Origin of the sequence: Biostraticola tofi (assembly GCF_004343195.1) — a bacterium.
GTDB classification, from domain to species: Bacteria; Pseudomonadota; Gammaproteobacteria; order Enterobacterales; family Enterobacteriaceae; genus Biostraticola; species Biostraticola tofi.
In genome coordinates this window covers 230,189-253,463 of sequence record NZ_SMCR01000005.1, presented here as the reverse complement: position 1 = coordinate 253,463, position 23,275 = coordinate 230,189, and the positions used below count along the sequence as shown (strand labels likewise).

At 56.0% G+C, this 23,275-nt stretch carries 24 protein-coding genes; 8 read left to right on the top strand and 16 right to left on the bottom strand.

Going from position 1 to position 23,275, the window contains the following annotated elements; translation table 11 throughout:
* Positions 1-19: 19 nt before the first annotated feature.
* Both udp and metE read right to left on the bottom strand, forming a co-directional pair.
* Complete coding sequence (gene udp / locus EDC52_RS12885) at positions 20-787, bottom strand: uridine phosphorylase (protein WP_131865739.1); 768 nt, start codon at positions 785-787, stop codon at positions 20-22.
* A gap of 186 nt (positions 788-973) precedes the next feature.
* A complete protein-coding gene (metE, locus tag EDC52_RS12880; RefSeq protein ID WP_131865738.1) occupies positions 974-3,250 on the bottom strand; it encodes a 5-methyltetrahydropteroyltriglutamate--homocysteine S-methyltransferase in 2,277 nt (758 codons plus the stop codon).
* A gap of 102 nt (positions 3,251-3,352) precedes the next feature.
* Here metE and metR point away from each other — a divergent pair, with 102 nt between their 5' ends.
* A complete protein-coding gene (metR, locus tag EDC52_RS12875; RefSeq protein ID WP_131865737.1) occupies positions 3,353-4,288 on the top strand; it encodes an HTH-type transcriptional regulator MetR in 936 nt (311 codons plus the stop codon).
* Here metR and EDC52_RS12870 read toward each other — a convergent pair.
* Positions 4,218-5,093 (bottom strand): carboxylate/amino acid/amine transporter, encoded by an 876-nt coding sequence (locus EDC52_RS12870; protein ID WP_131865736.1) that lies wholly within the window; start codon positions 5,091-5,093, stop codon positions 4,218-4,220. The genes metR and EDC52_RS12870 overlap by 71 nt on opposite strands.
* 113 nt (positions 5,094-5,206) lie before the next feature.
* Entirely contained in the window at positions 5,207-6,958 is a 1,752-nt protein-coding gene (gene ggt, locus EDC52_RS12865; protein ID WP_131865735.1) for a gamma-glutamyltransferase, read from the bottom strand.
* Between the two features lie 156 nt (positions 6,959-7,114).
* Between ggt and EDC52_RS12860 the strand changes: the two genes are divergently transcribed.
* Positions 7,115-7,417, top strand: a complete 303-nt coding sequence (locus tag EDC52_RS12860; RefSeq protein ID WP_131865734.1) for a DUF2756 domain-containing protein — start codon at positions 7,115-7,117, stop codon at positions 7,415-7,417.
* Between the two features lie 104 nt (positions 7,418-7,521).
* Here the strand turns inward: EDC52_RS12860 and EDC52_RS12855 are convergent, their stop codons facing one another.
* The 6 genes from EDC52_RS12855 to ugpB form a co-directional block, all read right to left on the bottom strand.
* The gene (locus tag EDC52_RS12855) at positions 7,522-8,478 is read right to left on the bottom strand and encodes an AEC family transporter (protein WP_131865733.1); all 957 of its coding nucleotides are present in this window, start codon (positions 8,476-8,478) and stop codon (positions 7,522-7,524) included.
* Positions 8,479-8,549: 71 nt separating this feature from the next.
* Entirely contained in the window at positions 8,550-9,299 is a 750-nt protein-coding gene (gene ugpQ, locus EDC52_RS12850; protein ID WP_131865732.1) for a glycerophosphodiester phosphodiesterase, read from the bottom strand.
* Positions 9,296-10,372 carry a sn-glycerol-3-phosphate import ATP-binding protein UgpC gene (locus tag EDC52_RS12845; RefSeq protein WP_131865731.1) on the bottom strand — a complete coding sequence of 359 codons (1,077 nt, stop codon included), beginning with the start codon at positions 10,370-10,372 and terminating at the stop codon, positions 9,296-9,298. The genes ugpQ and EDC52_RS12845 overlap by 4 nt, the downstream gene beginning before the upstream one ends.
* Before the next feature lie 3 nt (positions 10,373-10,375).
* Positions 10,376-11,221 (bottom strand): sn-glycerol-3-phosphate ABC transporter permease UgpE, encoded by an 846-nt coding sequence (gene ugpE / locus EDC52_RS12840; RefSeq protein ID WP_131865730.1) that lies wholly within the window; start codon positions 11,219-11,221, stop codon positions 10,376-10,378.
* A complete protein-coding gene (gene ugpA, locus EDC52_RS12835) occupies positions 11,218-12,108 on the bottom strand; it encodes a sn-glycerol-3-phosphate ABC transporter permease UgpA (protein ID WP_131865729.1) in 891 nt (296 codons plus the stop codon). The genes ugpE and ugpA overlap by 4 nt, the downstream gene beginning before the upstream one ends.
* A gap of 71 nt (positions 12,109-12,179) precedes the next feature.
* Positions 12,180-13,499, bottom strand: coding sequence for a sn-glycerol-3-phosphate ABC transporter substrate-binding protein UgpB (ugpB, locus tag EDC52_RS12830; RefSeq protein WP_131865728.1), 1,320 nt, complete (start codon positions 13,497-13,499; stop codon positions 12,180-12,182).
* Between the two features lie 337 nt (positions 13,500-13,836).
* Here ugpB and panM point away from each other — a divergent pair, with 337 nt between their 5' ends.
* Entirely contained in the window at positions 13,837-14,238 is a 402-nt protein-coding gene (gene panM / locus EDC52_RS12825) for an aspartate 1-decarboxylase autocleavage activator PanM (RefSeq protein ID WP_131865727.1), read from the top strand.
* Positions 14,239-14,455: 217 nt separating this feature from the next.
* Here panM and rpoH read toward each other — a convergent pair whose 3' ends face one another.
* The 4 genes from rpoH to ftsY all read right to left on the bottom strand — a co-directional run bounded on the left by rpoH (position 14,456) and on the right by ftsY (position 18,888).
* Entirely contained in the window at positions 14,456-15,313 is an 858-nt protein-coding gene (rpoH, locus tag EDC52_RS12820; protein ID WP_131865726.1) for an RNA polymerase sigma factor RpoH, read from the bottom strand.
* A 161-nt stretch (positions 15,314-15,474) separates the two neighbouring features.
* A complete protein-coding gene (gene ftsX / locus EDC52_RS12815; RefSeq protein WP_230468039.1) occupies positions 15,475-16,410 on the bottom strand; it encodes a permease-like cell division protein FtsX in 936 nt (311 codons plus the stop codon).
* Positions 16,411-16,465: 55 nt separating this feature from the next.
* Complete coding sequence (gene ftsE, locus EDC52_RS12810) at positions 16,466-17,134, bottom strand: cell division ATP-binding protein FtsE (protein ID WP_131865724.1); 669 nt, start codon at positions 17,132-17,134, stop codon at positions 16,466-16,468.
* A gap of 5 nt (positions 17,135-17,139) precedes the next feature.
* The gene (gene ftsY, locus EDC52_RS12805) at positions 17,140-18,888 is read right to left on the bottom strand and encodes a signal recognition particle-docking protein FtsY (protein ID WP_131865723.1); all 1,749 of its coding nucleotides are present in this window, start codon (positions 18,886-18,888) and stop codon (positions 17,140-17,142) included.
* A 245-nt stretch (positions 18,889-19,133) separates the two neighbouring features.
* Between ftsY and rsmD the strand changes: the two genes are divergently transcribed.
* Both rsmD and EDC52_RS12795 read left to right on the top strand, forming a co-directional pair.
* Complete coding sequence (gene rsmD, locus EDC52_RS12800; protein ID WP_131865722.1) at positions 19,134-19,739, top strand: 16S rRNA (guanine(966)-N(2))-methyltransferase; 606 nt, start codon at positions 19,134-19,136, stop codon at positions 19,737-19,739.
* Positions 19,729-20,016, top strand: a complete 288-nt coding sequence (locus EDC52_RS12795; protein ID WP_131865721.1) for a DUF1145 family protein — start codon at positions 19,729-19,731, stop codon at positions 20,014-20,016. The genes rsmD and EDC52_RS12795 overlap by 11 nt, the downstream gene beginning before the upstream one ends.
* A 24-nt stretch (positions 20,017-20,040) precedes the next feature.
* Here EDC52_RS12795 and EDC52_RS12790 read toward each other — a convergent pair whose 3' ends face one another.
* A complete protein-coding gene (locus EDC52_RS12790; RefSeq protein WP_131865720.1) occupies positions 20,041-20,364 on the bottom strand; it encodes a DUF1820 family protein in 324 nt (107 codons plus the stop codon).
* A 167-nt stretch (positions 20,365-20,531) separates the two neighbouring features.
* On the opposite strand from EDC52_RS12790, the gene EDC52_RS12785 reads away from it, so the two are divergent.
* Positions 20,532-21,158, top strand: coding sequence for a lysoplasmalogenase (locus EDC52_RS12785; protein ID WP_131865719.1), 627 nt, complete (start codon positions 20,532-20,534; stop codon positions 21,156-21,158).
* A gap of 20 nt (positions 21,159-21,178) precedes the next feature.
* Here EDC52_RS12785 and tusA read toward each other — a convergent pair whose 3' ends face one another.
* Positions 21,179-21,424, bottom strand: coding sequence for a sulfurtransferase TusA (gene tusA, locus EDC52_RS12780; RefSeq protein ID WP_131865718.1), 246 nt, complete (start codon positions 21,422-21,424; stop codon positions 21,179-21,181).
* A 190-nt stretch (positions 21,425-21,614) separates the two neighbouring features.
* Here tusA and EDC52_RS12775 point away from each other — a divergent pair, with 190 nt between their 5' ends.
* Both EDC52_RS12775 and EDC52_RS12770 read left to right on the top strand, forming a co-directional pair.
* Positions 21,615-22,280, top strand: coding sequence for a 7-cyano-7-deazaguanine/7-aminomethyl-7-deazaguanine transporter (locus EDC52_RS12775; protein WP_131865717.1), 666 nt, complete (start codon positions 21,615-21,617; stop codon positions 22,278-22,280).
* Positions 22,281-22,557: 277 nt separating this feature from the next.
* Positions 22,558-23,109, top strand: a complete 552-nt coding sequence (locus EDC52_RS12770) for a DcrB family lipoprotein (RefSeq protein ID WP_131865716.1) — start codon at positions 22,558-22,560, stop codon at positions 23,107-23,109.
* Positions 23,110-23,275: the final 166 nt, after the last annotated feature.

Sequence of the window (23,275 nt, the reverse complement as noted above, 5' to 3'; positions counted from 1 at the left end):
ATAGATGTCCAGTCTGTTCTCAGGCGGTCAGCAGCAGTCTGGCGGCTGCCACCACGATGTTGACCGCCTGGCTTTCGGTCTGCTTCATGGTTTCGGCGTTGGGGATTTCCTGCTGGGTGCGATTGACGATCACCCCGGCAACCATGCCGGCTCTCAGGCCTTGGGTGGCGCACATGGTCAGCAGCGTGGCGGACTCCATTTCATAGTTCATTACCCCCATGCCCTGCCACTCTTCCATGGAGCCTTTAAAGCGACTGACCACCCGGCCGGAATAGGTGTCGTAGCGCTCCTGGCCTGGATAGAAAGTATCAGAAGAGGCCGTTACGCCCAGGTGCACCTGGGCCCCGAGCTGATTAGCCGCCGACACCAGTGCGCTGGTACAGGCGAAATCCGCCACCGCCGGGAACTCCATCGGTGCAAAATGCAGGCTGGCCCCGTCAAGACGAACGGCGGCGGTGGTGACCAGTACATCCCCGACCTGGATATGGGACTGGATGGCGCCGGTGGTGCCGATGCGTAAAAAAGTGCGAATACCCAGTTGGGAAAGCTCTTCAACCGCAATCGAGGTGGAAGGCCCACCGATACCGGTAGAGCAGACAATCACCGTTTTGCCGGCAAGCTCAGCGCGCCAGGTGGTGAATTCGCGATGAGACGCCAGGAAGACCGGGTTATCCATTAACTGAGCGATCTTTTCCACCCGCTGAGGATCTCCCGGCACGATGGCCAGCGTCGCGCCTTTTAAATCATCAAAAGTCAGGCCCAAATGAAATACGTCGGATGTCGCCATAGTGAATACCTCTGACAGCTGAATGCCGTTCCGCGGAATATCGGGCCATTATAAGAAATTACCGGCCGTAAAACTGCTTTTCACCCCACGGATAGCAAAAAAAAACGCCGCTCCGGGTAAGAGCTGCGTTTTAGGGAAGCGGTAATGTCATGTCCGCAGACGCCTAAGCGGCATCCGGGACCGGGATTACAGGCTTTCAGCGCGCAGGCGTCTGGCGGCGGTCACCATATTGGCCAGCGACTCGCGCGTTTCAGGCCATGCGCGGGTTTTCAGGCCGCAGTCCGGGTTAACCCACAAGCGCTCTGCCGGAATACGCTGGGCGGCTTTACGCAGCAGCGCAACAATCCACTCCTCGCTCGGGACGTTGGGCGAGTGAATATCATATACGCCAGGTCCGATTTCGTTGGGGTAATCGAACGCTTTAAATGACTCGAGCAACTCCATATCCGAACGCGAGGTTTCGATGGTGATCACGTCCGCATCCAGCGCGGCAATCGAGTCCATGATGTCATTGAACTCGCAATAACACATGTGGGTGTGGATTTGGGTGTCATCGCGGGCCACGGCAGCGTTAAGGCGGAACGCTTCCACCGCCCAGTCCAGGTAAGCCTGCCATTCAGACTGGCGCAGCGGCAGACCTTCACGCAGTGCCGGTTCGTCTATCTGGATGATGCCGATGCCGGCCTGCTCCAGGTCAGCGACCTCATCACGCAGCGCTAGCGCTATCTGGCGGGCGATAACTTTGCGGCTGACATCTTCCCGCGGGAATGACCAGCACAGGATGGTCACCGGACCGGTAAGCATGCCTTTAACCGGTTTGTCGGTCAGCGACTGGGCATATTGAGCCCATTCGACGGTAATAGCTTCCGGGCGGCTGATATCACCGATGATGATCGGCGGCTTGACGCAGCGTGAACCGTAGCTCTGGACCCAGCCATTTTGGGTGAAAACAAACCCATCCAGATGTTCGCCGAAATACTCAACCATATCATTACGTTCGGCTTCACCATGGACCAGCACGTCCAATCCTAAGCGTTCCTGTTCGGTGATAGCCTGTTTGATATGCTCGCCGATGCCGGCGCGGTAGCGGGTATGGTCCAGGCGACCACGCTTGAAATCCAAACGCAGGCCGCGGATTTCCGTGGTTTGCGGGAATGAACCGATGGTGGTGGTAGGCCATTGAGGCAATTGGAATCGATCGCGCTGCAGTTCCGCACGCCGGGAATAGGGCTGTTTACGCTGGCTGTCGCTGGCGCTGATTTTTTCCACGCGGGCTCTGACCGCCGGATTATTTACCCGGCTGGAATGTTCGCGGTGACGGATAGGCTGGCTGTATTCAAGGAGTTGCTGCAGGCTGTCCGGACCCGGCTGATTAAGGGCGTCAGTCAGCAGACCCAGTTCAGCACATTTTTGCAGTGCGAAGGCAAACCAGCTTTTGACTTCTTCGTCCAGGCGGGTTTCGACCGACAAATCGATTGGGCTGTGCAGCAGCGAGCAGGACGATCCGACCCACAGGGCACGTTTTCCGACCAACGGCTGGATCTGCTGGGCCCGCTTGGCCACATCGGCACGCCATACATTACGGCCGTTGATAACGCCTAAGGAAAGCAGCCAGTCGGCCGGCAGTTGATGGTGTAAGTGCAGCACATCATCAGCGCCGCCGACCAGGTCAACATGCAGACCCTGAACCGGCAACGCACGAATAACGTCCAGATGATGACCGATGCTGTCAAAATAGGTGGTCAGCAGCAGTTTGACCGGTCCCTGCAACGCCTGGAATGCTTGCTGGTAGGCACTCTGCCATTCCTGAGGTAGCTCCAGCACCAGGGCCGGTTCATCAATCTGCACCCATTCAATACCGCGGCTGGCCAGTTCAGCCAGGATCTGCTGATAAACCGGTAACAGCTTGGCCAGCAGTGAGAGGCGATCAAAAGCAGTGCCCTTCACTTTGCCCAGCCACAGATAGGTGACGGGTCCTAAAAGCACCGGCTTGACGTTGTGGCCTAGCGCCAGCGCTTCATCCACCTCATCCAGTAACTGACTCCAGCCGAGACGGAATGATTGATCCTGATTGAACTCAGGCACCATGTAATGGTAGTTGGTGTTAAACCATTTAGTCATTTCAGCGGCAGCGGCGGGTTCACCGGTCGGTGCGCGGCCACGGCCGATACGAAATAAAGTATCTAAATCAGAGGGTTTGTCGCCATCACGGTGGCGAGCAGGCACGTTATCCAGCATCAGGCTGGTGGTGAGAACATGGTCATACCAGGCAAAATCACCCACCGGCAGCACATCCACCCCGGCGTCTTTTTGCTGTTGCCAGTGTCGGGCGCGCAGTTCGCGTCCTACCGCCAGCAACTCTTCCTGAGAGGATTTGCCCGCCCAGTAACTCTCTTGCGCTTTTTTCAGTTCGCGGTGCAGACCGACACGTGGAAAGCCCAGTGTGTGACTCAGAATTGCCATTACCCTCTCCCATTTAGACGTCCAGATGTTTACACATCCATAATCACCATGTACTGTGTCATTCACAAGCGCAATTTATTCACTTCCAGGTGAACGACCCTCATGATCGAACTTAAACATCTGCGAACGCTGCAGGCCCTACGCAACAGTGGCTCACTGGCTGCGGCGGCGGCCCAACTTCACCAGACGCAATCGGCTCTATCGCACCAGTTCAGCGATTTGGAGCAGCGGCTGGGGTTCCGTTTATTCGTTCGCAAAAGCCAGCCGCTGCGCTTTACGCCCCAGGGAGAGATCCTGCTTCAGCTGGCGGAACAGATACTGCCGCAGGTGCAGCAGGCGCTGCAAAATTGTCAAGAGCCCCACCAGACCACCCTTCGCCTGGCTATCGAATGCCACAGCTGTATTCAATGGCTGACGCCGGCGCTGAGTGAATTTCATCAGCAGTGCCCCCAGGTATTGATGGATTTTCGCTCAGGCGTGACCTTTGATCCGCAGCCGGCCCTGCAGCAGGGCGAGCTGGATCTGGTGCTGACATCAGATATCCTGGCGCGCAGCGGGCTGTATTATGTACCGATGTTTGATTATGAAGTCAGGCTGGTGCTGGCCCCGGACCATGATCTTGCCGGCAAAGAACGGATTGTGCCTGAGGATCTGCACGACGAGACGCTACTGATTTATCCGGTCCAGCGACAGCGGATGGATATCTGGCGCCACTTCCTGCAGCCGGCGGGAGTCAGCCCGATATTGAAAAGTGTCGATAATACCCTTTTGCTTATCCAGATGGTGTCGGCCGGCATGGGCATTGCCGCCCTGCCTCACTGGGTAGTCGAAAACTTTGAGCAGCAAGGCCTGGTGGTGACCAAGACCCTGGGAGAAGGATTGTGGAGCCGGCTATACGCCGCCGTGCGCGATGGCGAGCAGCGCCAGCCGGTCACAGAAGCGTTTATCCGATCGGCGCGTCAGCACGCTATCGCCCATCTTCCGTATGTTCGCGACGCGGGGCGACCCAGCGCCGGTGCACCCATAGCGAAGCCATGATCACCGTCCCGCCGATAATAAAGCTTGGCCAGTGGGGCTGCTCCTGCCAAATGGCGAGGTTTACCAGCAATCCGGCGGGGACATGCACATTGTTCATGATGCCGAGGGTGCCGGCGTCTACCTGGGTAGCGCCATAGTTCCACATGAAGTAGCCCAGCCCCGAGGCGACGACGCCCAGCCATACCAGGATCCCCCACTGCAGACCGGTGGTCGGCAATTGCTGTGGGTTGCCAAACAGCAGCCAGGCAATCACCGCAACGATAAAAGCCCCCAGATAGAACCAGGAAAAGGCGGTATGCTGAGGCATCGGGTGCACCTCCATGAGTCGCTTATAGCCGACCAACCCGATGGCGAAGAAAATATTGGCCCCCTGCACCAGCATCAGCCCCCACCAGAAATGCTCACTCAACTGGTCATAGCGAATGATGGCGGCGCCGGCGACCGCCAGCAGGGCGCTGAAGACATAGCCAATCCGTAGTCGCTGGCCACGCATCAGGTCGTAAATCAGGGTGATGTAGAGGGGGGTCATGACGGTAAACAGCAGGAACTCAGGCACCGTCAGATACAGATAGGCCCGATAACTGAACAGATACATGATGCCCAGCTGGCATGCTCCCATCGCCATATACCACAGCAGTTGACGGGCGGTATAGCCGCGCCAGCGCAGGAAAGGCAGGAATACCAGCGCGGCGAGGGACAGCCTCACCAGTACGGCGAACCAGCTGTCCACCTGACCGGCGAGGTACTCGCCAATCAGGCTGAATGAAAACGCCCAAAGAATAGTAGTAATGATTAGCAGCAGCACAGGTCAAGGTTCCCTCATCGGTAAAGCCGCCATTCTAGCCGAAACCCAGCGAGATATTCTGCCCAAATGGGTTTACATCTGAACGAAAATAAACCGTTTGATAGGCTGTTATGTCAATATCCGGCCGTCAAGGCATGGGTCACCCTGGGATCCGATGCGCCTGCCAGGCTGCCATCCGGCATGACGGCAATGCTTTGCAGGCTGCCCATCACTGGTTTGACCGCCACATACTGCCCCTTTTGCGCCAGCAGCTTCAGCGTGTCCGGACTGAAGCCCTGTTCAACCCGCAGTTCATCCGGCGTCCACTGCTGATGGAACCGCGGCGCTTCGGTCGCTTCGGCGACGTTCATTTTGAAATCAATCATATTGACGATCAGCTGCAGCACCGAGGTGATGATCCTGCTGCCGCCCGGGGTGCCGGTGACCAGCCAGACTTTGCCGTCCCTGACGATGATGGTCGGCGACATCGAGGATAGCGGGCGCTTGTTGGCCTGAACCGCATTGGCATCCCCGCCGGTCAGGCCAAAAATATTGGCCGCCCCGGGCTTGGCGGCAAAATCATCCATCTCATTATTCAGCAGGATGCCGGAGCTGCCGGCCATGATACCGCTGCCAAAATTAGTGTTGAGGGTATAGGTTACCGCCACTGCATTGCCCTCTTTATCGACCACCGAGAAATGGGTGGTCTCTGCGCTCTCGTACGGCTGCAGCTGTCCTGGTTTGATAGTGGCGGACGGGTTGGCCCGCTGGATGTCGATACGCTCTGCCAATGTCTTGGCGTAGGCCTTGCTGGTTAACGCAGTGCCCGGGACCTTGACGAAATCAGGATCGCCCAGATATTCGGCGCGATCGGCATAGGCAAATTTCATCGCTTCAGACATCACATGGATGGCATCGGCGCTACCGGCCCCCATGTCTGACAGCGTGAAATTTTCCAGGATATTGAGGATTTCAATAATGTGGATGCCACCGGAGGAGGGTGGCGGCATGGAAAAAATCTGGTAGCCGCGGTAGCTGCCTGAGACCGGCTGACGCAGCTTGGCGCTATAATTTTTCAGGTCATCAAGTGAAATCAGTCCGCCCTGCTTTTTCATCTCGCCGGCGATCTGCGTGGCTATCGATCCCCGGTAAAAGGCCGCAGGCCCTTGGGCGGCAATCAACTCCAGGCTCTTTGCCAGCGCGGGCTGGCGCAGGCGCTCGCCCTCAGTATAGGGCTCTCCGTCGGCTTTGAAAAAAACCGCTTTGCTGTTGGCATGATTAATCAGCGCTTCACGGCCATAGGAGGCCAGATCGCCTGCCAGCGCCTTATTGACGACGATGCCTTCTTTCGCCAGCCGGATGGCAGGCTGAATCAATTTATCCAGCGGCATTGAGCCGTAACGATCCCGAGCCAGCGACAGCCCGGCGACGGTGCCCGGCGTGCCTGAGGCCAGCGGACTTATCAGAGAACGTTTACTGTCGGCATTGCCATCGGCGCCGATGAACATGTCACGCGTGGCCCTCGCCGGCGCGGTTTCACGAAAATCAATCGCCACGGTGTCACCGCGATGGGTGCGCAGCAGCATAAACCCGCCGCCGCCCAGATTGCCGGCCTGGGGATGGGTCACCGCCAGCGCATAGCCGACGGCCACCGCCGCATCCACCGCATTGCCTCCCTGGCGTAAAATATCAAGTCCGGTTCGGGTGGCGGTTTCATCTACTGATGACACCATCCCGTGACGTGCGGTTACCGGATGATGGATATCCATATCCGCACCGTAGGTCAGGGGTGGTGCAACCGCAGCATTTGCCATCGGCGACAGGAAAATGCTACTCAGCAGCAGGAGTTGGGCCAGCAGGTGTTGTGCAGGAGAAATAACAGGCATCAATTTCCCTTAAAATTATTAGATATATTATAATTTATAAAAATTAAAGGTGGGTTGAATGACGAACACAGAAAGCGGCAGTCGGTAAATACCGCGTTTCTGGCGTTGCGGCACAAGCTGATAGCTTCATGAACCCACCACCTGCAGGAGAGATGCATGAAATCACCTACCCTACTCTGGCTCATTGCCGCGCTGGTCTCGGCACCTGCCGGCGTGATGGCCACCAACAGACCCGCGATTCCTCCTGCACAGCAGAGAGCAGCCCAGGAGCCGAATCGGGCACAGCAGCAGCTCAACAACCAGATGCAAAACCAGCAGCAGCAGCAAAAAACCAGAATGGAATCACAGCGTGCGCTGCAAAGCAGCCAGCAACGCAATCAGTTGCAATCTCGCATAGAAAAAGATCGCCAGAAAGCGCAACAAAATGCAAACCCCTCCAGTAATCAGAGGAACCCGTAATTATCTTTTAATTTAATGACTTGCTGAGATTCACCGGGACAATCTAGCACGAAAAAAGAGGGCGTCATCGGTTTTAGCAGTGAAATGTGAACTCAATTGCAGAACTAGATTCCGACCCCCATCAATGCCAGGATGACGGGGGTGGTAATGGCCGCCAGCGCCGTCGACATCACCAGGCTGGCGGCGGTGGCGTTACCCAGGGCGTTGAATTGCCTGGACATAAGATAGACATTGATACCGACCGCCATCGAACCCAGCAGCACGACGGCCCGGGTTTCCATATCCGGCAGGCCGAGCATCACCGCCAGTCCCCACACCGCCAGTGGCTGGACCAGAAGTTTCAGCACACAGATGGCCACGCTGATTTGCCAGTCTTCGCCAATATGGTATTCAGCCAGCCCCATGCCGAGCGTAATCAACGCCAGCGGCGCGGCTACATCGCCCAACATATCCAATGGCTTATCAATAAATTCCGGTAGCGGCAGGTGCAGAAAGCTGAATATCACCCCTGACAGAATGCCGATAATCAGCGGGTTTTTGACCACGCCGATGGCGGTACTGACAAACCCCTGCATCGACGGTGAGCCATTACGCGCCCACTCTACCGATACCGTCACCAGGGTCCAGAGAATAAGTCCGTTGAACATCAGCACCAGCGCAACCGCGGGTATCGATTCTTCGCCCAGCATCAGCGTCGCCAACGGCACGCCCAGCATGACATTGTTGGAAAAGATACCTGAAAGGGCAAACACCGATCCGGAGACGCCATCCAGTTTGAAGCAGTAACGGGCGATGAGTCTGCCGGCGATAAAGACCAGCAGGCAACTGCCGAAAAAGGCAATCAGCAGGCGAGTATCGACCGCCGGTCCTGAGGCAAAGCCGCTCATCAGACGGAACAGCATCGCCGGCAGCGCCAGGGAGAAAACAAAACGCGTCAGGCCATCGGTGATTGACGCAGGCCACTTGCCGATACGCACCAGGCAATAGCCGAGAATGATCAGCACAAACAGCGGCAGCGACAGCGTTATCTGGTTCCAGAGAGAAGCAGCAAAAACGGACATAGATCTCCTTATCTGAAAAAAAGCGTGCTTACCTCACATGCCGGTGTAACCGGACAACCGGGTGCGCCGGATTAATTCTCTGCGAAATCAGCACCGATCAAATCTATCCGGTCAGTACAAAGCGAGTCAACTCCCCAGCTCAGCAAGGCACGGCCTCGGTAGGGACTGTCGACCGTATAGGCCAGGATATGCAGTCCCGCGTCGATTATCTCGCCCACCCGCTGCTCGGTCAGCAGTTCATGATTGAGGTGCAAAGCCTGGCACTCAAGACGCCCGGCCAGCTCAAGCCAGTCATCGCGCCATTCATCGAGCAGCAGACCGCGCGGCAGCTCAGGCGCCGCCTGGCGCGCCGCTTCGAGCGCATCGATGGAAAAAGAGGACAGCAACGGCGCCAGGGCGCTTTCCTGCCATAGCAGGCTGGCCGCCTGAGCCACCGCCCTCCCGGTTTCGGTTTCAGTGCCGGGCGTGGGCTTGATTTCAATGTTTATCGCCAGGTTGTGGCGCGAACAGCGCGCGGCCACCTCACTGAGCAGCGGCAGGGATTCGCCGCGAAATGCCTCGTTGAACCACAGGCCGGCATCGAGCGCCGACAGCGATTCCCAGGACCATTGCCCGGCAATCCCCTGGCCGTTGCTGGTGCGTTCCAGGGTATCGTCATGTAATAGAAATATCTGCCCGTCCGCCGACAGTTTGGCATCGACTTCTATCATTTTATGTCCGTGCCTGGCGCCGGTATCGATTGCCCCCAGCGTATTTTCCGGGGCGAGAGAACCGCCGCCTCGGTGGGCGACGATGGTCGGATAAGGCCAATAGCTTGTCATAATTCCACCCTTTTTCCGCTGTGCGGATCAAAGAAATGCCATGCATCTGGCTTAATAGACAGAGCGAGCGTCGCCCCAGGCGCCGGTCGGTCATCGTGACCCAGCCTCACCACCACACGCTGGTCGCCCCAGCGGCCATGCACCAGGTTATCCGCACCCAGTTGCTCAAGGGTAAGCACCTCCAGCAGAGAGCCTGTCGTAAGGACGGACGAACAGTCAATATGCTCCGGACGAATGCCTGCGGTCAACTCTCGGCCGCGCCATTGCGCTGCAGCAGGCGGCAGAGGTATCGCCGGTCCGCCGGTCACCATGAAATGATCGCCGGCCTGACTGATGCTGCCCGACATCAGGTTCATCGCCGGCGAGCCCATGAATCCGGCCACGAACAGGGTAGCCGGTCGCCGATAGATTTCAGTCGGGGTGCCGATCTGTTCAACGTGGCCTTTATTCATCACGATAACACGTTCTGCCAGCGTCATGGCTTCCACCTGGTCATGAGTCACGTACAGGCTGGTGGTTTTAAGCCGGCGATGCAGTAATTGCAGTTCAAAACGCATCTGGGTGCGCAGTTTTGCATCCAGGTTGGAGAGCGGTTCATCAAACAGGAATACCTGCGGTTCGCGCACCAGTGCCCGCCCCATCGCCACCCGCTGGCGCTGGCCGCCGGAGAGCTCCCGGGGTTTGCGCATCAGCAGCTCATCGAGTTCAAGCATCATGGCGACATCTTCTACCCGCTGGCGGATATGAGCTTTGCTGAAACCGCGGATTTTCAGGCCATACGCCATATTGTCCCAAACGGTCATATGCGGATACAGCGCATAATTCTGGAATACCATGGCGATGCCGCGATCTTTGGGTTCACGCTGGGTCACACGCTGGCCATCGATATAGATATCGCCGCTGCTGACGTTTTCCAGGCCGGCGACCATCCGCAGCAGGGTAGATTTACCGCAGCCAGAAGGGCCAACCAGCACAATGAACTCGCCATCAGCCACTTCCAGGTTCAGTGGGGCAATAATCGTTGCTTTATCATCATAGCGTTTTACAACCGACTGCAGAGTCAGGGTAGCCATATATTATTTCTCACTGTCAACCAGGCCGCGCACAAACCAGCGCTGCATCATTAATACCACCGCTACCGGCGGCACCATTGTCACCAGCATCGCCGCCATGACATGGTGCCATTGCGTCACCCCATCGCCGCTGGCAATCATGCCCTTGATCCCGGCCACCGCGGTGCCCATCGCCGGCGCGTCAACGATAAGGATCGGCCATAGATACTGGTTCCAACCGTAGATAAAGGTGATGACAAACAGCGCCGCCAGATTGGTCTTCGACAGCGGCAGCAAAATGTCACGCAAAAAGCGTACCGGACCGGCACCGTCGATCCTTGCCGCCTCCAGTAATTCATGAGGTATGGTCATAAAGAACTGGCGGAACAGGAAGGTGGCGGTCGCTGAGGCCATCAGCGGCAGGGTCAGTCCGGTATAGCTATTGAGCAGGTCCAGACTGGCTATCACATCCACGGTCGGAAAAATTCGCACCTCAACCGGCAGCATCAGTGTCATGAAAATCAGCCAAAAGAACAGGTTTCGCAGGGGAAAGCGAAAATAGACGATGGCATAGGCGGACAACAGCGATACGCTGATTTTGCCGACAGTGATGCCCAGCGCCATGATAAAGCTATTGAGCAGCAATCTGCCAAAGGGTACCGCCTGACTGCCGACCCCCTGCCGCCAGATATAACTCAGGTTTTCCAACAGATGGCTACCGGGCACCAGGCTCAGGGGAACCTGCTGAATTTGCTGTTTATCCATCGTCGCCGCTACCAGTGAGGCGTACAACGGCAGCAAAATGACCGCCATACCGGCTATCAGCATGATATGGCAAAAAATATCCAGCCCTCTACGGTGTTCTATCACTGATACCTGACCTTACGCTCGACAAAGCGGAACTGGATAATTGTCAGGACGATCACCAACAGCATCAATACCACCGACTGAGCGGCGGAGCTGGCAAGATCGAGGCCGGTAAAACCTTCCCGATAAATTTTATAAATCAGCGTGGTAGTGGCCTGCACCGGGCCGCCGCCGGTAGTGGCATCGATAACCGGGAAAGTGTCAAAAAAGGCGTAGACCAGGTTAACCACCAGCAGGAAGAAGCTGACCGGCGATATCAACGGCAGCACCAGATTGAAAAAGCGCCGTAGCGGGCCGGCGCCGTCAATTGCTGCCGCCTCGATCAATGATCGGGGAATTGATTGCAGCGCCGCCAGGAAAAACAAGAAGTTATAGCTTACCTGTTTCCATACCGAGATAAGCACCACCAGCGTCATCGCCTGACCACTGCTGACCGCATGATTCCAGCCATAGCCGAGCTGATTAAGCCAGTAACTGACCAATCCCAGGCCCGGGCTGAACAGGAACATCCACAGCACGGCGGCCACTGCCGGCGCGACGGCGTAAGGCAGCAGCAGCATGGTTTGGTAAAACCGCCTGGCATGTATTACCCGATCGACCATCGCCGCCAGAAACAGCGATACCACCAGACCGATAACGGTCACCAGACCGCTGAATATCAGGGTGGTACTGAAGGATTCAAGATAATACTCATCCTCCAGCAGGCGACTGAAGTTTTCCAGACCGACAAAAACGCCGATACCCCCGAAGGGATCAACGCTTTGCACTGAGTACCAAAGCGCTTTTCCCGCCGGCCAGAGGAAGAATACAGCGGTAATCAGCAATTGCGGCAGCACCAGCAGGTAGGCCAGCCAGCGCTGGTTAAAACCGCGATGAACAGTAAGAGACATGGGGAAGCAGTCCGTGTAGCAGCAAAAATTCCGCCGGCGCAGCTGCGCCGGGCGGTAACAATAAGCCGGATTCAGCGAATAGATTGACTAAAACGTTCCAGCAGCAGATCGCCACGTTTGACCGCATTATCAAGCGCCTGTTGCGGCGTGGCTTTGCCGGTCCAGACACGCTCAAGCTCCTCATCCACCACCGCGCGGATTTGTTGCATATTGCCCAGTCGCATGCCTTTGGTAAACGACAATGGCGGCTTGTTGAGCATTTGCCGGGTGGCGATATCAGTGCCGGGATTCTGGCTATAGAAGCCCTGCGATTTGGTCAATTCATAGCCAGCGGTGGTGATGGGAAGATAGCCGGTTTTCTGGTGCCATTCGGCCGCGTACTCCGGTTTGGCCAGGAATTGCATAAATTCCGCCACCCCTTTATAAGTCGCATCGTCCCGGCCCTTTAAAACCCACAACGATGCGCCGCCGATGATGGCGTTTTGCGGAGCGTCTTTGACATCTCGGTCATAAGGCATCATGCCGACGCCAAAGTTGAATTTGGCATGTTGGCGGATATTAGCCAAAGAGGCGGATGAGGCAGTGATCATCCCGCATTCGCCATTATAAAATTTTTCGGTAGGCTCATCTTTTCGGCCATAATAGCTAAAATCGCCCTTTTTATTCATGTCAGCCAACAGTTGGATATGCTTGACCTGCAACGGCTTATTAAACAACAACCGCGCCTCGGTGCCGGCAAATCCATTGTCCTGGGTGGCCACCGGCAAAGCATGCCAGGCGCTGAAGTTCTCCAGTTGGATCCAGCCTTGCCAACCGCTGGAATAACCGCAGGTCATGCCGGCCGCGCGTAATTTTGCTGCCGCCTCGGCCAGTTGCTGCCAGGTTGTTGGCGCTTCGGTACTGTCCAGTCCGGCCTTTTGAAAAGCATCTTTATTGTAATAGAGTACCGGGGTGGAACTGTTGAACGGTTGGGACAGCAGATGACCGGTCTTGCTGTCGCTGTAATAACCGGCTACCGTCGGCACGAAAGCGGCTTCGTCATGTTTGATGCCGGCCTGTTCAAATACTTGATACACCGGCTTAAACGCATTGCTCGCCATCATGGTGGCGGTACCGACTTCATAAACCTGCAGGATGGCTGGGGCATTCCCAGAGCGGTAAGCGGCAATACCGGCCGCCAGGCCCTGCTCATAATTGCCCTTATAAGAGGGCACAATGCGGTATTGCTGCTGGGACTGATTGAAGCGTGTGGCAAGGGAGTTTACTTCCGTACCCAGCTCACCTTCCATGGAATGCCAGAACGCAATCTCTGTAACCGCATGGGCGCTGGTACTGATGACCATTGCCAATGAAATACCCAGATATACCTTACGAATTAACGGGTTAAACATGCCTGTCTCCTGACCCTTTATCAGATTCATCGGCCTGTAACATGACATGCGCGCATGACAGAATAATAACAGTCAAATGACACTCAGATGACCAACCGGCTACTTTCCCCGCCCTACGGATCTGGCTTTCTTAATGCCGGGTAAATAAAAATCACCTGACGTTAGACGAAATTTCACTATAAGATAGTGGGTCGTGCTAGTTTAGTGTCATCGGCCAGATGTATGTCTGCATAATCAACAATGGCGTAATATTTTGACTGCTTCAGTGCACCTGACGCGCCGCGGCCCGCATTGGACGCCAGACGTCGTCATTTAACGTCCTTAAGTGTGAAACCCCATGAATTTGACTATTGAACAGCTCTTCACCTTCACCGATCAGGACTCGCTGGATCTCGCCAAGATCTGGCCTGAGGCCGATATCCCGTCGCTGGCGCAGAAAATTTCCGGATCCCATGCGGTATTTGCCGCGCGGTTCAATGACCGCCTGTTGGGCGCGGTGCAGGTGATTATTGATAATGAGTGGGGGGAAGGCAGGCTGGTGGCGCCTTTAGTGCGTTCGGTTACTCGTCGCCGGGGGGTCGGGCTTTATCTCATCAATGAGGCCCAGCGGCTGATGCCTGAAATTAATCACTGGTGGTTGAGTAAAACCCAGCCTCTGGAGGATCCGGCAGCGATGGCGGGTTTTATGTCGGCATGCGGTTTTTCAGAGGAGCCCGACGGCTGGCACAAGCGGCGTTAAGCCGTTCATGGCGCAGGCTTAGCATAATAAGTGCGCAGCCATGGCAAAACAAGGCTGAATGGTGGTGAAAGATGACTGCGCAGGTAGGCCGGGAGATCAGTGCAGCTGAATGCGCAAATGACTGCACAGACGTACCAGAAAAGTGTGTTGCGGACGACGAAAAAGCCCTTACCGACAGCCAATATAGCCGAGCTGCCGGTAAGAGTGGTTGAAAAGGTTACGCTTCTATCGCCAGACGCATCTTTTTCATGGCATTTTTTTCCAACTGACGGACACGCTCTGCCGAGACGCCATACTGATCGGCTAATTCCTGCAGAGTGCATTTACTGTCATCGTCCAGCCAGCGGGCCCGAATGATATGCTGGCTGCGCTCATCCAGTCCTTCCAGGGCCACCGTCAGTTTGTCTGCCGCATGGCTGTCCCAGTTGTCCTCTTCAATGCCATCGGCAAAGTCGGAAGATTTATCCTGCAGATAAAGCATCGGCGCCATCGCTTGGCCGTCACGGGTTTCTTCATCCGGGGTCGGGTCGAAGGTCATGTCCTGAGCGGACATACGTGATTCCATTTCGCGAACGTCTTTGCTGGTCACACCCAGTTCACGGGCGACCATTTCCACTTCATCCTGATTAAACCACCCCAGACGCTGTTTGCTTTTACGCAGGTTAAAGAACAGCTTACGCTGAGCTTTGGTGGTGGCGACCTTGACGATACGCCAGTTACGCAGAACGTATTCATGGATTTCAGCCTTGATCCAATGCACGGCGAACGACACCAGGCGGACGCCGACTTCCGGATTGAAGCGGCGTACCGCTTTCATCAGGCCGATATTGCCTTCCTGGATCAGATCCGCCTGCGGCAGGCCATAACCCGAGTAATTACGCGCGACGTGAACAACAAAGCGCAGATGCGACAGGATCAGCTGCTTAGCTGCTTCCAGGTCGCCCTGATAATGCAGCCTTTCAGCCAGTGCCCGCTCTTCCTCCGCCGTGAGCATCGGATAGACGTTAGCTGCCCGGATATACCCTTCCAGGCTGCCTTGGGGGACCAAAGCCAAAACTTGCATATCTTTGTTCATTCAAGACCTCTCGATAAATTCACTATTGCCATCTAATCAAAAAGCCCGTCATCAGGGATGGGTCATCCAAATCAAACAGCAGATAATAAGACCGAATCAGCGAAGGTTAGTTCGATACCTACGGTCATTATATCTCTGCGAACAGTATATCAAATTTTGTGTTACTGAGGTGTAAAGCGACGTAAATGTTGTACCGTCGCCAGCCATGCCGCGATCCAACCGATCATGGCCGCTACCAGCAGCAGCAGCAGCGCTTCGTCCCAGCTGAGGCCTCTCAGGACAAATACGGTGCCGAAAACCGAGGCGACGCTGGTCACTACCGCTTCAAGCTTCCACATCAGCGCACCGGATAAACACAGCGATAATATCGCGCCGCCAAGCCCCAGCATAGCCCCGCCGTTCAGGAAAGGACGTAGAATAAATCCATCAGTGGCGCCAATCAACTTCATGACGTTGATGGTATCCCGACGGCTGAAAATACTGGAGCGGATGCTGTTGCCGATAACCAGAAACACCGCAACGATCATCAACAGGCCAATCATTGCCGAAACCTGACCGACCAGGTTGGTCAGCGCCGCCAGACGGGCAAACCAGCTGTCGTCCATCCGCACTTCATCCACACCTTTAACGGCAGCCACCCGAGCACGAAGAGTGTTCAGGGTATCCGCGCTCTGGAAGTTCATCTTCGGCGTGATGATGGCAACCGCCGGCAGCGGGTTTTCTTCCAGCATATCCAACGCGCCGCCAAAGCCTGACCAGTTGCGGAATTCACCCATCGCCTCGTCGCGGGAAAGGTAGTTGACCTTGTCGACCCCGTCTTCCTGCTTCAGCGCATCGATAACCTGCTGGGCGGCGTTATCGTCCAGCGCTTTATCGAGATACAGCGTCAGCTGAGGGGTTGGATACCACTGGTCAGCCGCCTGACTGACATTTTTCCATGCCAGATAGCATAAACTCGGCAAGGTTAATGAAATTGCAATGACCATAACAGTCAGCAAAGTGGCCAGCGGCTGACGCCACATATCCGCCAGAGCGCTTATCCAGGCGTAACGCCACTGCTCGCGCCAACCGCCGCGCAACGCTTTGGCTTTATCCATTTTCGGGGTGCCGCCGGGCCGGGCAGCCTTACCGGACCTGTTAGGTTTATTCAGTTTATTCGCCATCGACTCCCCCGGCCATCCTTCCCTGATTGAGTGTCAGAATACGATAACGCCGCCGGGCAATCAGACCGCTGTCATGGGTCGCCATCAACACCGTAACGCCAACACGGTTGAACTCTTCAAAAAGACGCAGGATACCCTCAGACAAGGCATCATCCAGGTTACCGGTCGGTTCGTCAGCCAGCAGCACCGCCGGTTTATTGACCACCGCGCGGGCAATCCCTACCCGTTGCTGCTCGCCACCGGATAGCTGTACCGGAAAATTGCGCGCTTTATCCAGCAGGCCGACTTTATCGAGCGCCGCACTGACCCTGCGACGGATGTCTTCGGGACTGGACCCGGAGATAATCAGCGGCATCGCCACGTTATCGTATACCGTGCGGTCAAGCAGCAGATGATGATCCTGGAAGATCATGCCGATCTGCCGCCGCAGGAACGGGACTTCACTGTTTTTCAGCCGACTGACGTCATGTCCGCCAAACAGAATATGGCCGGCGCTCGGGCGTTCTATACCGCATATCAGTTTCAGCAATGTACTTTTACCAGCGCCTGAATGGCCGGTCAGAAATGCCATCTCGGCCGGACGGAGATGGAAATCCACCCCCTGAAGCGCTTGTCGTCCGCCTAAATAAGCTTTACTGACTTTTTCAAAGCGAATCATCCGTATTAATCCTCTCGGGCAAAAAGTGCCTCAATAAAGTCGTCCGCTTTAAACGGCCGCAAATCTTCAATCCCTTCACCTACCCCAATATAGCGAATGGGAATAGCGAACTGATCGGCGATGGAGAAAATCACCCCGCCCTTGGCGGTACCATCGAGCTTGGTCAGGGTGATGCCGGTCAGGCCTACCGTCTCATTGAACAGCCTGGCCTGGCTGACCGCATTCTGGCCGGTGCTGGCATCCAGAGTCAACATAACCTCATGGGGAGCATCCACATCCAGTTTTTTCATTACCCGGACGATTTTCTTCAGCTCTTCCATCAGATGGCTTTTATTCTGCAGGCGACCGGCGGTATCGGCAATCAGTACGTCTGCGCCGCGCGCCTTGGCGGCCTGGATAGCGTCGAAAATCACCGAGGCGGAATCGGCACCGGTATGCTGAGCCACCACCGGAATCTGGTTACGCTGGCCCCATACCTGCAATTGCTCTACCGCTGCGGCACGGAAGGTATCCCCCGCCGCCAGCATGACCGTCTTGCCTTCAGCCTGGTACTGGCGGGCCAGTTTGCCGATGGTGGTGGTTTTACCCACGCCGTTCACACCAACCATCAGGATAACGAAAGGCTTTTTGCCGCTGACATCCAGAGGCGCATCGACTTTGGCGAGAATAGTCGCCATTTCTTCCTTCAGCTTGCCATACAGGGCATCAGCCTCTTTTAGCTGGCGTCGATCGGCATGTTCAATCAGTCCGTCGATGATCTTGCGCGTGGTTTCGACACCCACATCGGCAATCAGCAATTGTTCTTCAAGTTCCTCGAACAGATCATCGTCGATTTTCTTACCACGAAACAATCCGATAAATCCGGAACCCAGATTTTGTCTGGTCTTGATCAGGCTCCGTTTCAGCCGCGCGAAGAAACCTTCCCGCGCGGGTCGGTGCTGTTCGGTAGCCGGCATATCGGCCGGCAGCAGGCCTTCAGGGGTCAGTCCCAGCGAGAGGGTATCCTCTGCGGCGATACGCTGCCCTGATTGCGCGGGCTCATCGCTTTGAACGCCTTCTTCGGCATCATCCGGACGTACATCCTCTGCCAGCGCCAGTTGAGCCAGATCCCGTTCATCAACATCAACAACGCCGTCTGAGGCAGCGCTGACTGAAGTAAACATCTTGTCCGGCTCAGGCAGTTGGCTGGACGCTGTCGCCGCATCGTCAGCAGCCGATTCCTGACTGGCCGGGATGGTAGGCGCTTCTGGTGTCGGTTCCGGACTGGGCGGGATGGCAGGCGCTTCAGGAGCCGGTTGGCCGGTCAGTTGGGTAAAGCTCGGCGGCAGCGTGGGTTTTGTGGTGGCCTGTCCGGCGCTGGCGATGCTGTCGGCATCGCCGCCAAGACCGGTAACATCGGTAAAACTGGGTGATACCCGGCGCCTGACGGCACCCTTGGCTTCTTCGGCGTCGGGCTTGCGGGCAGCATCAGCCTGGCTGGCAGCCAGTTGCTCAGTCGTTTTGACAATATCCCCGGAGGTCAGACGAGCGGCCTCTTCAGACGAGACGGAGGAGTCCGGTTCGCTACCGGCGTCAACGCCGGGAGCGGCATCCTTGCGGCGATCCTCTGCCGGCAGTGACGCCGCATCCGGATGCGGGGCCTGTTCAGGCTGTTGCTCTCCATCCTTACGGGCTTCTTCCTCCGGCTTCTGGCCGTCTTCCTGACGGTTGAAACCCAACCAGGAAAAGAAACCGCGTTTTTTCTCTTTTGCCATTTGCGACTACACTCCTCGCCGTAAACCATGGCGGATTAATAATATGACTGATAAACCTGGTAGTTTACCACTTTAGCTGATGTGCAACACGTGCGGGATGAGGATTTCTCGCAGCGGGCAAGCTTGGCCGGCAATAAGAAACAGTTGCCGATTAACGTTTCCCCAAGCCCGCGGCCCCGGTAGAATAGCCGCCAGACCCTGAAATTCTGGTTTTTTAATGACATTGGCAAGTTAAAGACGACACTATGGCGAAAAATACTTCATCCCGCCCGGCAGGACAGATCCGCATTATCGGCGGTCAATGGCGCGGGAGGAAACTCCCGGTACCGGACAGTCCCGGCTTGCGGCCGACGACAGATCGGGTTCGCGAAACCCTGTTTAACTGGCTGGCACCGATGATTCAGGGCACCCGCTGCCTGGACTGTTTTGCCGGCAGTGGCGCATTGGGACTGGAAGCGCTTTCCCGCCATGCCGCAGAAGTGACGCTGGTTGAACGCGATCGGGCGGTTGCGGCCACCCTGTCGCGGAATCTGCAACTGCTCAATGCAGCTCAGGGCAGCGTCATCACGGCTGATACGTTGCAGTGGCTGGGCCAGCCTGGACCGGCGTATGATCTGGTGTTTATCGATCCGCCTTTTCGCCAGGGTATGACGGATGAGACCATCGCCAGGTTGGAACAGCATCATCGCCTGGCGCCGTCAGCCTGGATTTACCTTGAGACGGAAACCGAAAATGCCGCCCTGGCGATACCGCCTCACTGGCATCTGCACCGGGAAAAAACCGCCGGCCAGGTTGCCTATCGACTCTATATCCGCAGCCCCCTGCCAGAGGAGCACTATCATGGGGATTAATATTGGCCGCCTTGTCATGCTGATGGTATGGGGCTTCCTGCTGTTTAACCTTATCCACCCCTTTCCGAGCCCGCTGAAATATTTCATGAACGTGGCGATGATCTTTATGGTGATGATGCACGGCCTGCAGCTTACCCTGCTCAAGGCTACCCTGACCAAGGATGAACCGAAGCTCAGCACGGCTTTCCAGACGCGGGTATTTTTATTCGGCGTGTTTGAAATGCTGGCCTGGCAGAAGAAACAGCAGGCCCGCAAACCACCTCGGGGCAGGCAGTAGGCGGTTTCGCCAGGCTGCCGGCGGTTAGTTGGGTTTTTTACCCGCAGGATAGGGGAAGGCCGTAACATTATCACCCAACGCTGTAATCCTGGAGGTTCCCTTTTCAGTCACCACGTCAATGCGGATCACCGCCTGCAGAGGGATGTAGCTGCGGTTCACGCCGCTGAATTCGGTCTTTAGCTTTTCTTCGGTCGGATCTACCAGTAGTGTACTGTGGCTGTCGAACACGAAATCGCCGATTTCAATAAAACCGAACATGGCGCTTTGGCTCAATTCACGTACGTACAACTGATAATTTTTTCCATTATTGATAAACTGGATTCGATACAGGGGTTGTTCGCTACTCATACTCAGACATTCTCCACCTACTCACACAAGCCTTTCACAATGGCAAAAAACTGGCGCTAACATAGCACGAAGCCAGATGCGGCGCATCACCAGGCCGTTTCTTGTTGAAGAGGGCATCGAACCCTACACTTAATACCAACCAGATTTGATTTATGAAAGGATCGCCCATGCTTTGGTCATTTATCGCAGTACTGTTTTCCGGATGGCTGTTTGTCGACGCTGCTTATCGCGGCCCGGTCTGGCAACGCTGGCTTTTCAAACCGGTCACCCTACTGCTGCTGATTGGCCTGGCCTGGCAGGCGCCGGTGCTGACCCCGACCGGTTATCTTGTCGTGCTGGGTCTTCTGGCAACCCTGGCCGGCGATGCCCTGCTGCTGCTGCCTACCGCTCGGCTGATGTATGCCATCGGCGCCTTTTTCTTGTGCCATCTGCTTTATACCATCGGTTTCGCCACCCAGATGACGCTTTCGGTGTTCTGGCCGCTGCCGCTGGTGCTGCTGTTGATTGGCGCGGCGCTTATCGGCGTCCTCTGGTCGCGGCTGGAAGAACTGCGCTGGCCGGTGTGCACCTATATCGGCATGACGCTGCTGATGGTATGGATAGCCGGCGAACACTATTTCATGCGCAGCACCGACTACAGTTTTTCACTGCTGACGGGCAGCTCGCTACTGCTGCTTGCCGCCATCAGTTGGCTTATCAGCCACTATCGATATCCCTTCCACGCGTCGCGCGCTATAACCGCCGCCTGCTATTTTGCCGGGCACTTTATCATTGTGCGTTCGCTCTATCTGTGAAAGGGGGCAGACGCCGAGCTTTAGGTACCCTTACGCAGCAGGTAACGATAGGGAAGGCCATCGGTATCATGGGCCAGCAGGGTATGATCCATATAGCGGCAGAATCCGGGGATATCTCGGGTAGTCGCCGGATCATCGGCCAGAATCAACAGCGTCTGGCCATCCTGCATTGCACGGATAGTTTTACGCACCATCATCACTGGCTCCGGGCAACGCAGGCCACGGGCATCCAGCTGGTTATCCGCGCCTGTAAATACATCTGACATAACATTTCCAGTCATAGAAAACACCTGGCCAGTTTACCCGAGCGAGAGGCGAGTGCAAACCATCGCCGATTCGCGCTACACTCGACGTTGTTTGCAAATAGCGGCTAAACGCGTATGATGCGCGCCGCGGTCGAAAAAACCAGCAAAAAAATCCTGGGTTCCCTCACCCCATTCACTAAAAAGGCACATTATGTTTGATTTAACTCCCCGCCAGCGGCGATATGCGCTGCTATGGCTGGCACTGTTTCACGTCATTATCATTACCTCCAGTAACTACCTGGTGCAGCTGCCGCTACTGGTCTTCGGCCTGAAAACCACCTGGGGCGCCTTCAGCTTTCCGTTTATATTCCTGGCGACCGATCTGACAGTGCGTATTTTCGGCGCGCAACTAGCCCGACGGATTATTCTGACGGTGATGGTGCCGGCTCTGTTGGTGTCTTACATTATCTCGTCATTATTTTACCAGGGACAGTGGCAGGGGTTCGCCGCCCTCACCGTGTTCAATCTGTTCGTCGCCCGTATCGCCTGCGCCAGCTTTATGGCGTATGCCCTGGGCCAGATTCTGGACGTACACGTCTTCAACCGATTGCGCCGCGGACATCGCTGGTGGGTCGCGCCCACGGTTTCCACCCTGTTCGGCAATATCAGCGACACGCTGGCGTTCTTCTTTATCGCTTTTTACCACAGCCCGGATCCTTTTATGGCAGCCCACTGGATGGAGATAGCGCTGGTGGATTACAGCTTTAAATTGATGATAAGTCTCATTTTCTTTTTACCTCTGTACGGCATGTTGCTCAATTTCATGCTTAAGCGTATCAGCACTGGCGGCAATAGCGGATTTCTCCGGCTGAGTTAATTGGACGAATCCGCTATGCTTTACCGCAGCGACACAGGCAACGGCTTTGCGCTGTTGCCTGAACTGTTGACGGCGGCAACTTGCCTGTCCATATCACAGCCTGGAGCTAAACATACGCGACCCCGTCGGGATGGTGCTATTGTTTGAGGGAAATGGCGCACAGGAAAAACTGACGGTCCAGTGTCGGGCGGGGACGAATGCGGTGGCGTATCCTGTGTGCCCTCAGGATTTCATGACCGCAAGCCGGTTGAATATGATGGAGTAATTAAGGAAGCCTATGCGTAATGTAGCTAAGTATTTGGGTATCGGTATGCTGGTTCTCGGTCTGGCGGGTTGTGACAATAGCGACAGTAAAGGCAGCGGCAACACGTCCGGCGCGGCGCAGGCCACGCAGAATGTCACCCTGCTGGATGGCAAACTGGCTTTCTCGCTGCCTGCCGACATGGCGGATCAAAGCGGTAAAGTGGGAACGCAAGCCAATAATATGCATGTCTACGCTGATGAGTCAGGCCGCAAAGCGGTGATTGTCATTCTGGGCGACAATACGACCGAAGGACTGGACGTCCTGGCACAGCGATTGGAAGATCAGCAACGGGCCCGAGATCCTGATCTGCAGGTCATTACCAACAAAGCCATTACCGCCAATGGCCAACCTCTCCAGCAGTTGGACAGCATTATTTCCAGCGGCGGCAAGCAGGCCTATTCATCGGTGGTTATCGGCAAAGTAGCGGAGCACCTGCTGACCATGCAGATAACCCTGCCCGCGGACAATCAGCAAACCGCCCAATCAGCGGCTGAAACCATCATCAACACGGTGAACATCAAGTAAAGTTTCCCCTTCACCATGCGGCGCCGGGGTCCAGGCCTGACCCCGGCGACAGTCGTGAAACCGGGCTACAGCCCCGGCGAGAACCCGGCAATCCCGGCGGCGGTCCGGCAATCTCGGCGACAGCCCCGCAGCCCCGGCGACAGCCCGAGATCGAGATAGAGTAAGC

Excerpts from the sequence above, each read along its gene's own strand:
- EDC52_RS12845 (WP_131865731.1), bottom strand. The coding sequence starts at position 10,372 with ATGGCTACCCTGACTCTGCAGTCGGTTGTAAAACGCTATGATGATAAA.
- EDC52_RS12790 (WP_131865720.1), bottom strand. The coding sequence starts at position 20,364 with ATGAGTAGCGAACAACCCCTGTATCGAATCCAGTTTATCAATAATGGA.
- EDC52_RS12775 (WP_131865717.1), top strand. The coding sequence starts at position 21,615 with ATGTTTGATTTAACTCCCCGCCAGCGGCGATATGCGCTGCTATGGCTG.
- panM (WP_131865727.1), top strand. The coding sequence starts at position 13,837 with ATGAATTTGACTATTGAACAGCTCTTCACCTTCACCGATCAGGACTCG.
- ugpQ (WP_131865732.1), bottom strand. The coding sequence starts at position 9,299 with ATGACAAGCTATTGGCCTTATCCGACCATCGTCGCCCACCGAGGCGGC.
- EDC52_RS12795 (WP_131865721.1), top strand. The coding sequence starts at position 19,729 with ATGGGGATTAATATTGGCCGCCTTGTCATGCTGATGGTATGGGGCTTC.
- EDC52_RS12785 (WP_131865719.1), top strand. The coding sequence starts at position 20,532 with ATGCTTTGGTCATTTATCGCAGTACTGTTTTCCGGATGGCTGTTTGTC.
- ggt (WP_131865735.1), bottom strand. The coding sequence starts at position 6,958 with ATGCCTGTTATTTCTCCTGCACAACACCTGCTGGCCCAACTCCTGCTG.
- EDC52_RS12770 (WP_131865716.1), top strand. The coding sequence starts at position 22,558 with ATGCGTAATGTAGCTAAGTATTTGGGTATCGGTATGCTGGTTCTCGGT.
- rpoH (WP_131865726.1), bottom strand. The coding sequence starts at position 15,313 with ATGAACAAAGATATGCAAGTTTTGGCTTTGGTCCCCCAAGGCAGCCTG.
- metE (WP_131865738.1), bottom strand. The coding sequence starts at position 3,250 with ATGGCAATTCTGAGTCACACACTGGGCTTTCCACGTGTCGGTCTGCAC.
- rsmD (WP_131865722.1), top strand. The coding sequence starts at position 19,134 with ATGGCGAAAAATACTTCATCCCGCCCGGCAGGACAGATCCGCATTATC.
- ftsE (WP_131865724.1), bottom strand. The coding sequence starts at position 17,134 with ATGATTCGCTTTGAAAAAGTCAGTAAAGCTTATTTAGGCGGACGACAA.
- ugpB (WP_131865728.1), bottom strand. The coding sequence starts at position 13,499 with ATGTTTAACCCGTTAATTCGTAAGGTATATCTGGGTATTTCATTGGCA.
- ftsY (WP_131865723.1), bottom strand. The coding sequence starts at position 18,888 with ATGGCAAAAGAGAAAAAACGCGGTTTCTTTTCCTGGTTGGGTTTCAAC.
- ugpA (WP_131865729.1), bottom strand. The coding sequence starts at position 12,108 with ATGTCTCTTACTGTTCATCGCGGTTTTAACCAGCGCTGGCTGGCCTAC.
- ftsX (WP_230468039.1), bottom strand. The coding sequence starts at position 16,410 with ATGGATAAAGCCAAAGCGTTGCGCGGCGGTTGGCGCGAGCAGTGGCGT.
- tusA (WP_131865718.1), bottom strand. The coding sequence starts at position 21,424 with ATGTCAGATGTATTTACAGGCGCGGATAACCAGCTGGATGCCCGTGGC.
- metR (WP_131865737.1), top strand. The coding sequence starts at position 3,353 with ATGATCGAACTTAAACATCTGCGAACGCTGCAGGCCCTACGCAACAGT.
- EDC52_RS12860 (WP_131865734.1), top strand. The coding sequence starts at position 7,115 with ATGAAATCACCTACCCTACTCTGGCTCATTGCCGCGCTGGTCTCGGCA.
- udp (WP_131865739.1), bottom strand. The coding sequence starts at position 787 with ATGGCGACATCCGACGTATTTCATTTGGGCCTGACTTTTGATGATTTA.
- EDC52_RS12855 (WP_131865733.1), bottom strand. The coding sequence starts at position 8,478 with ATGTCCGTTTTTGCTGCTTCTCTCTGGAACCAGATAACGCTGTCGCTG.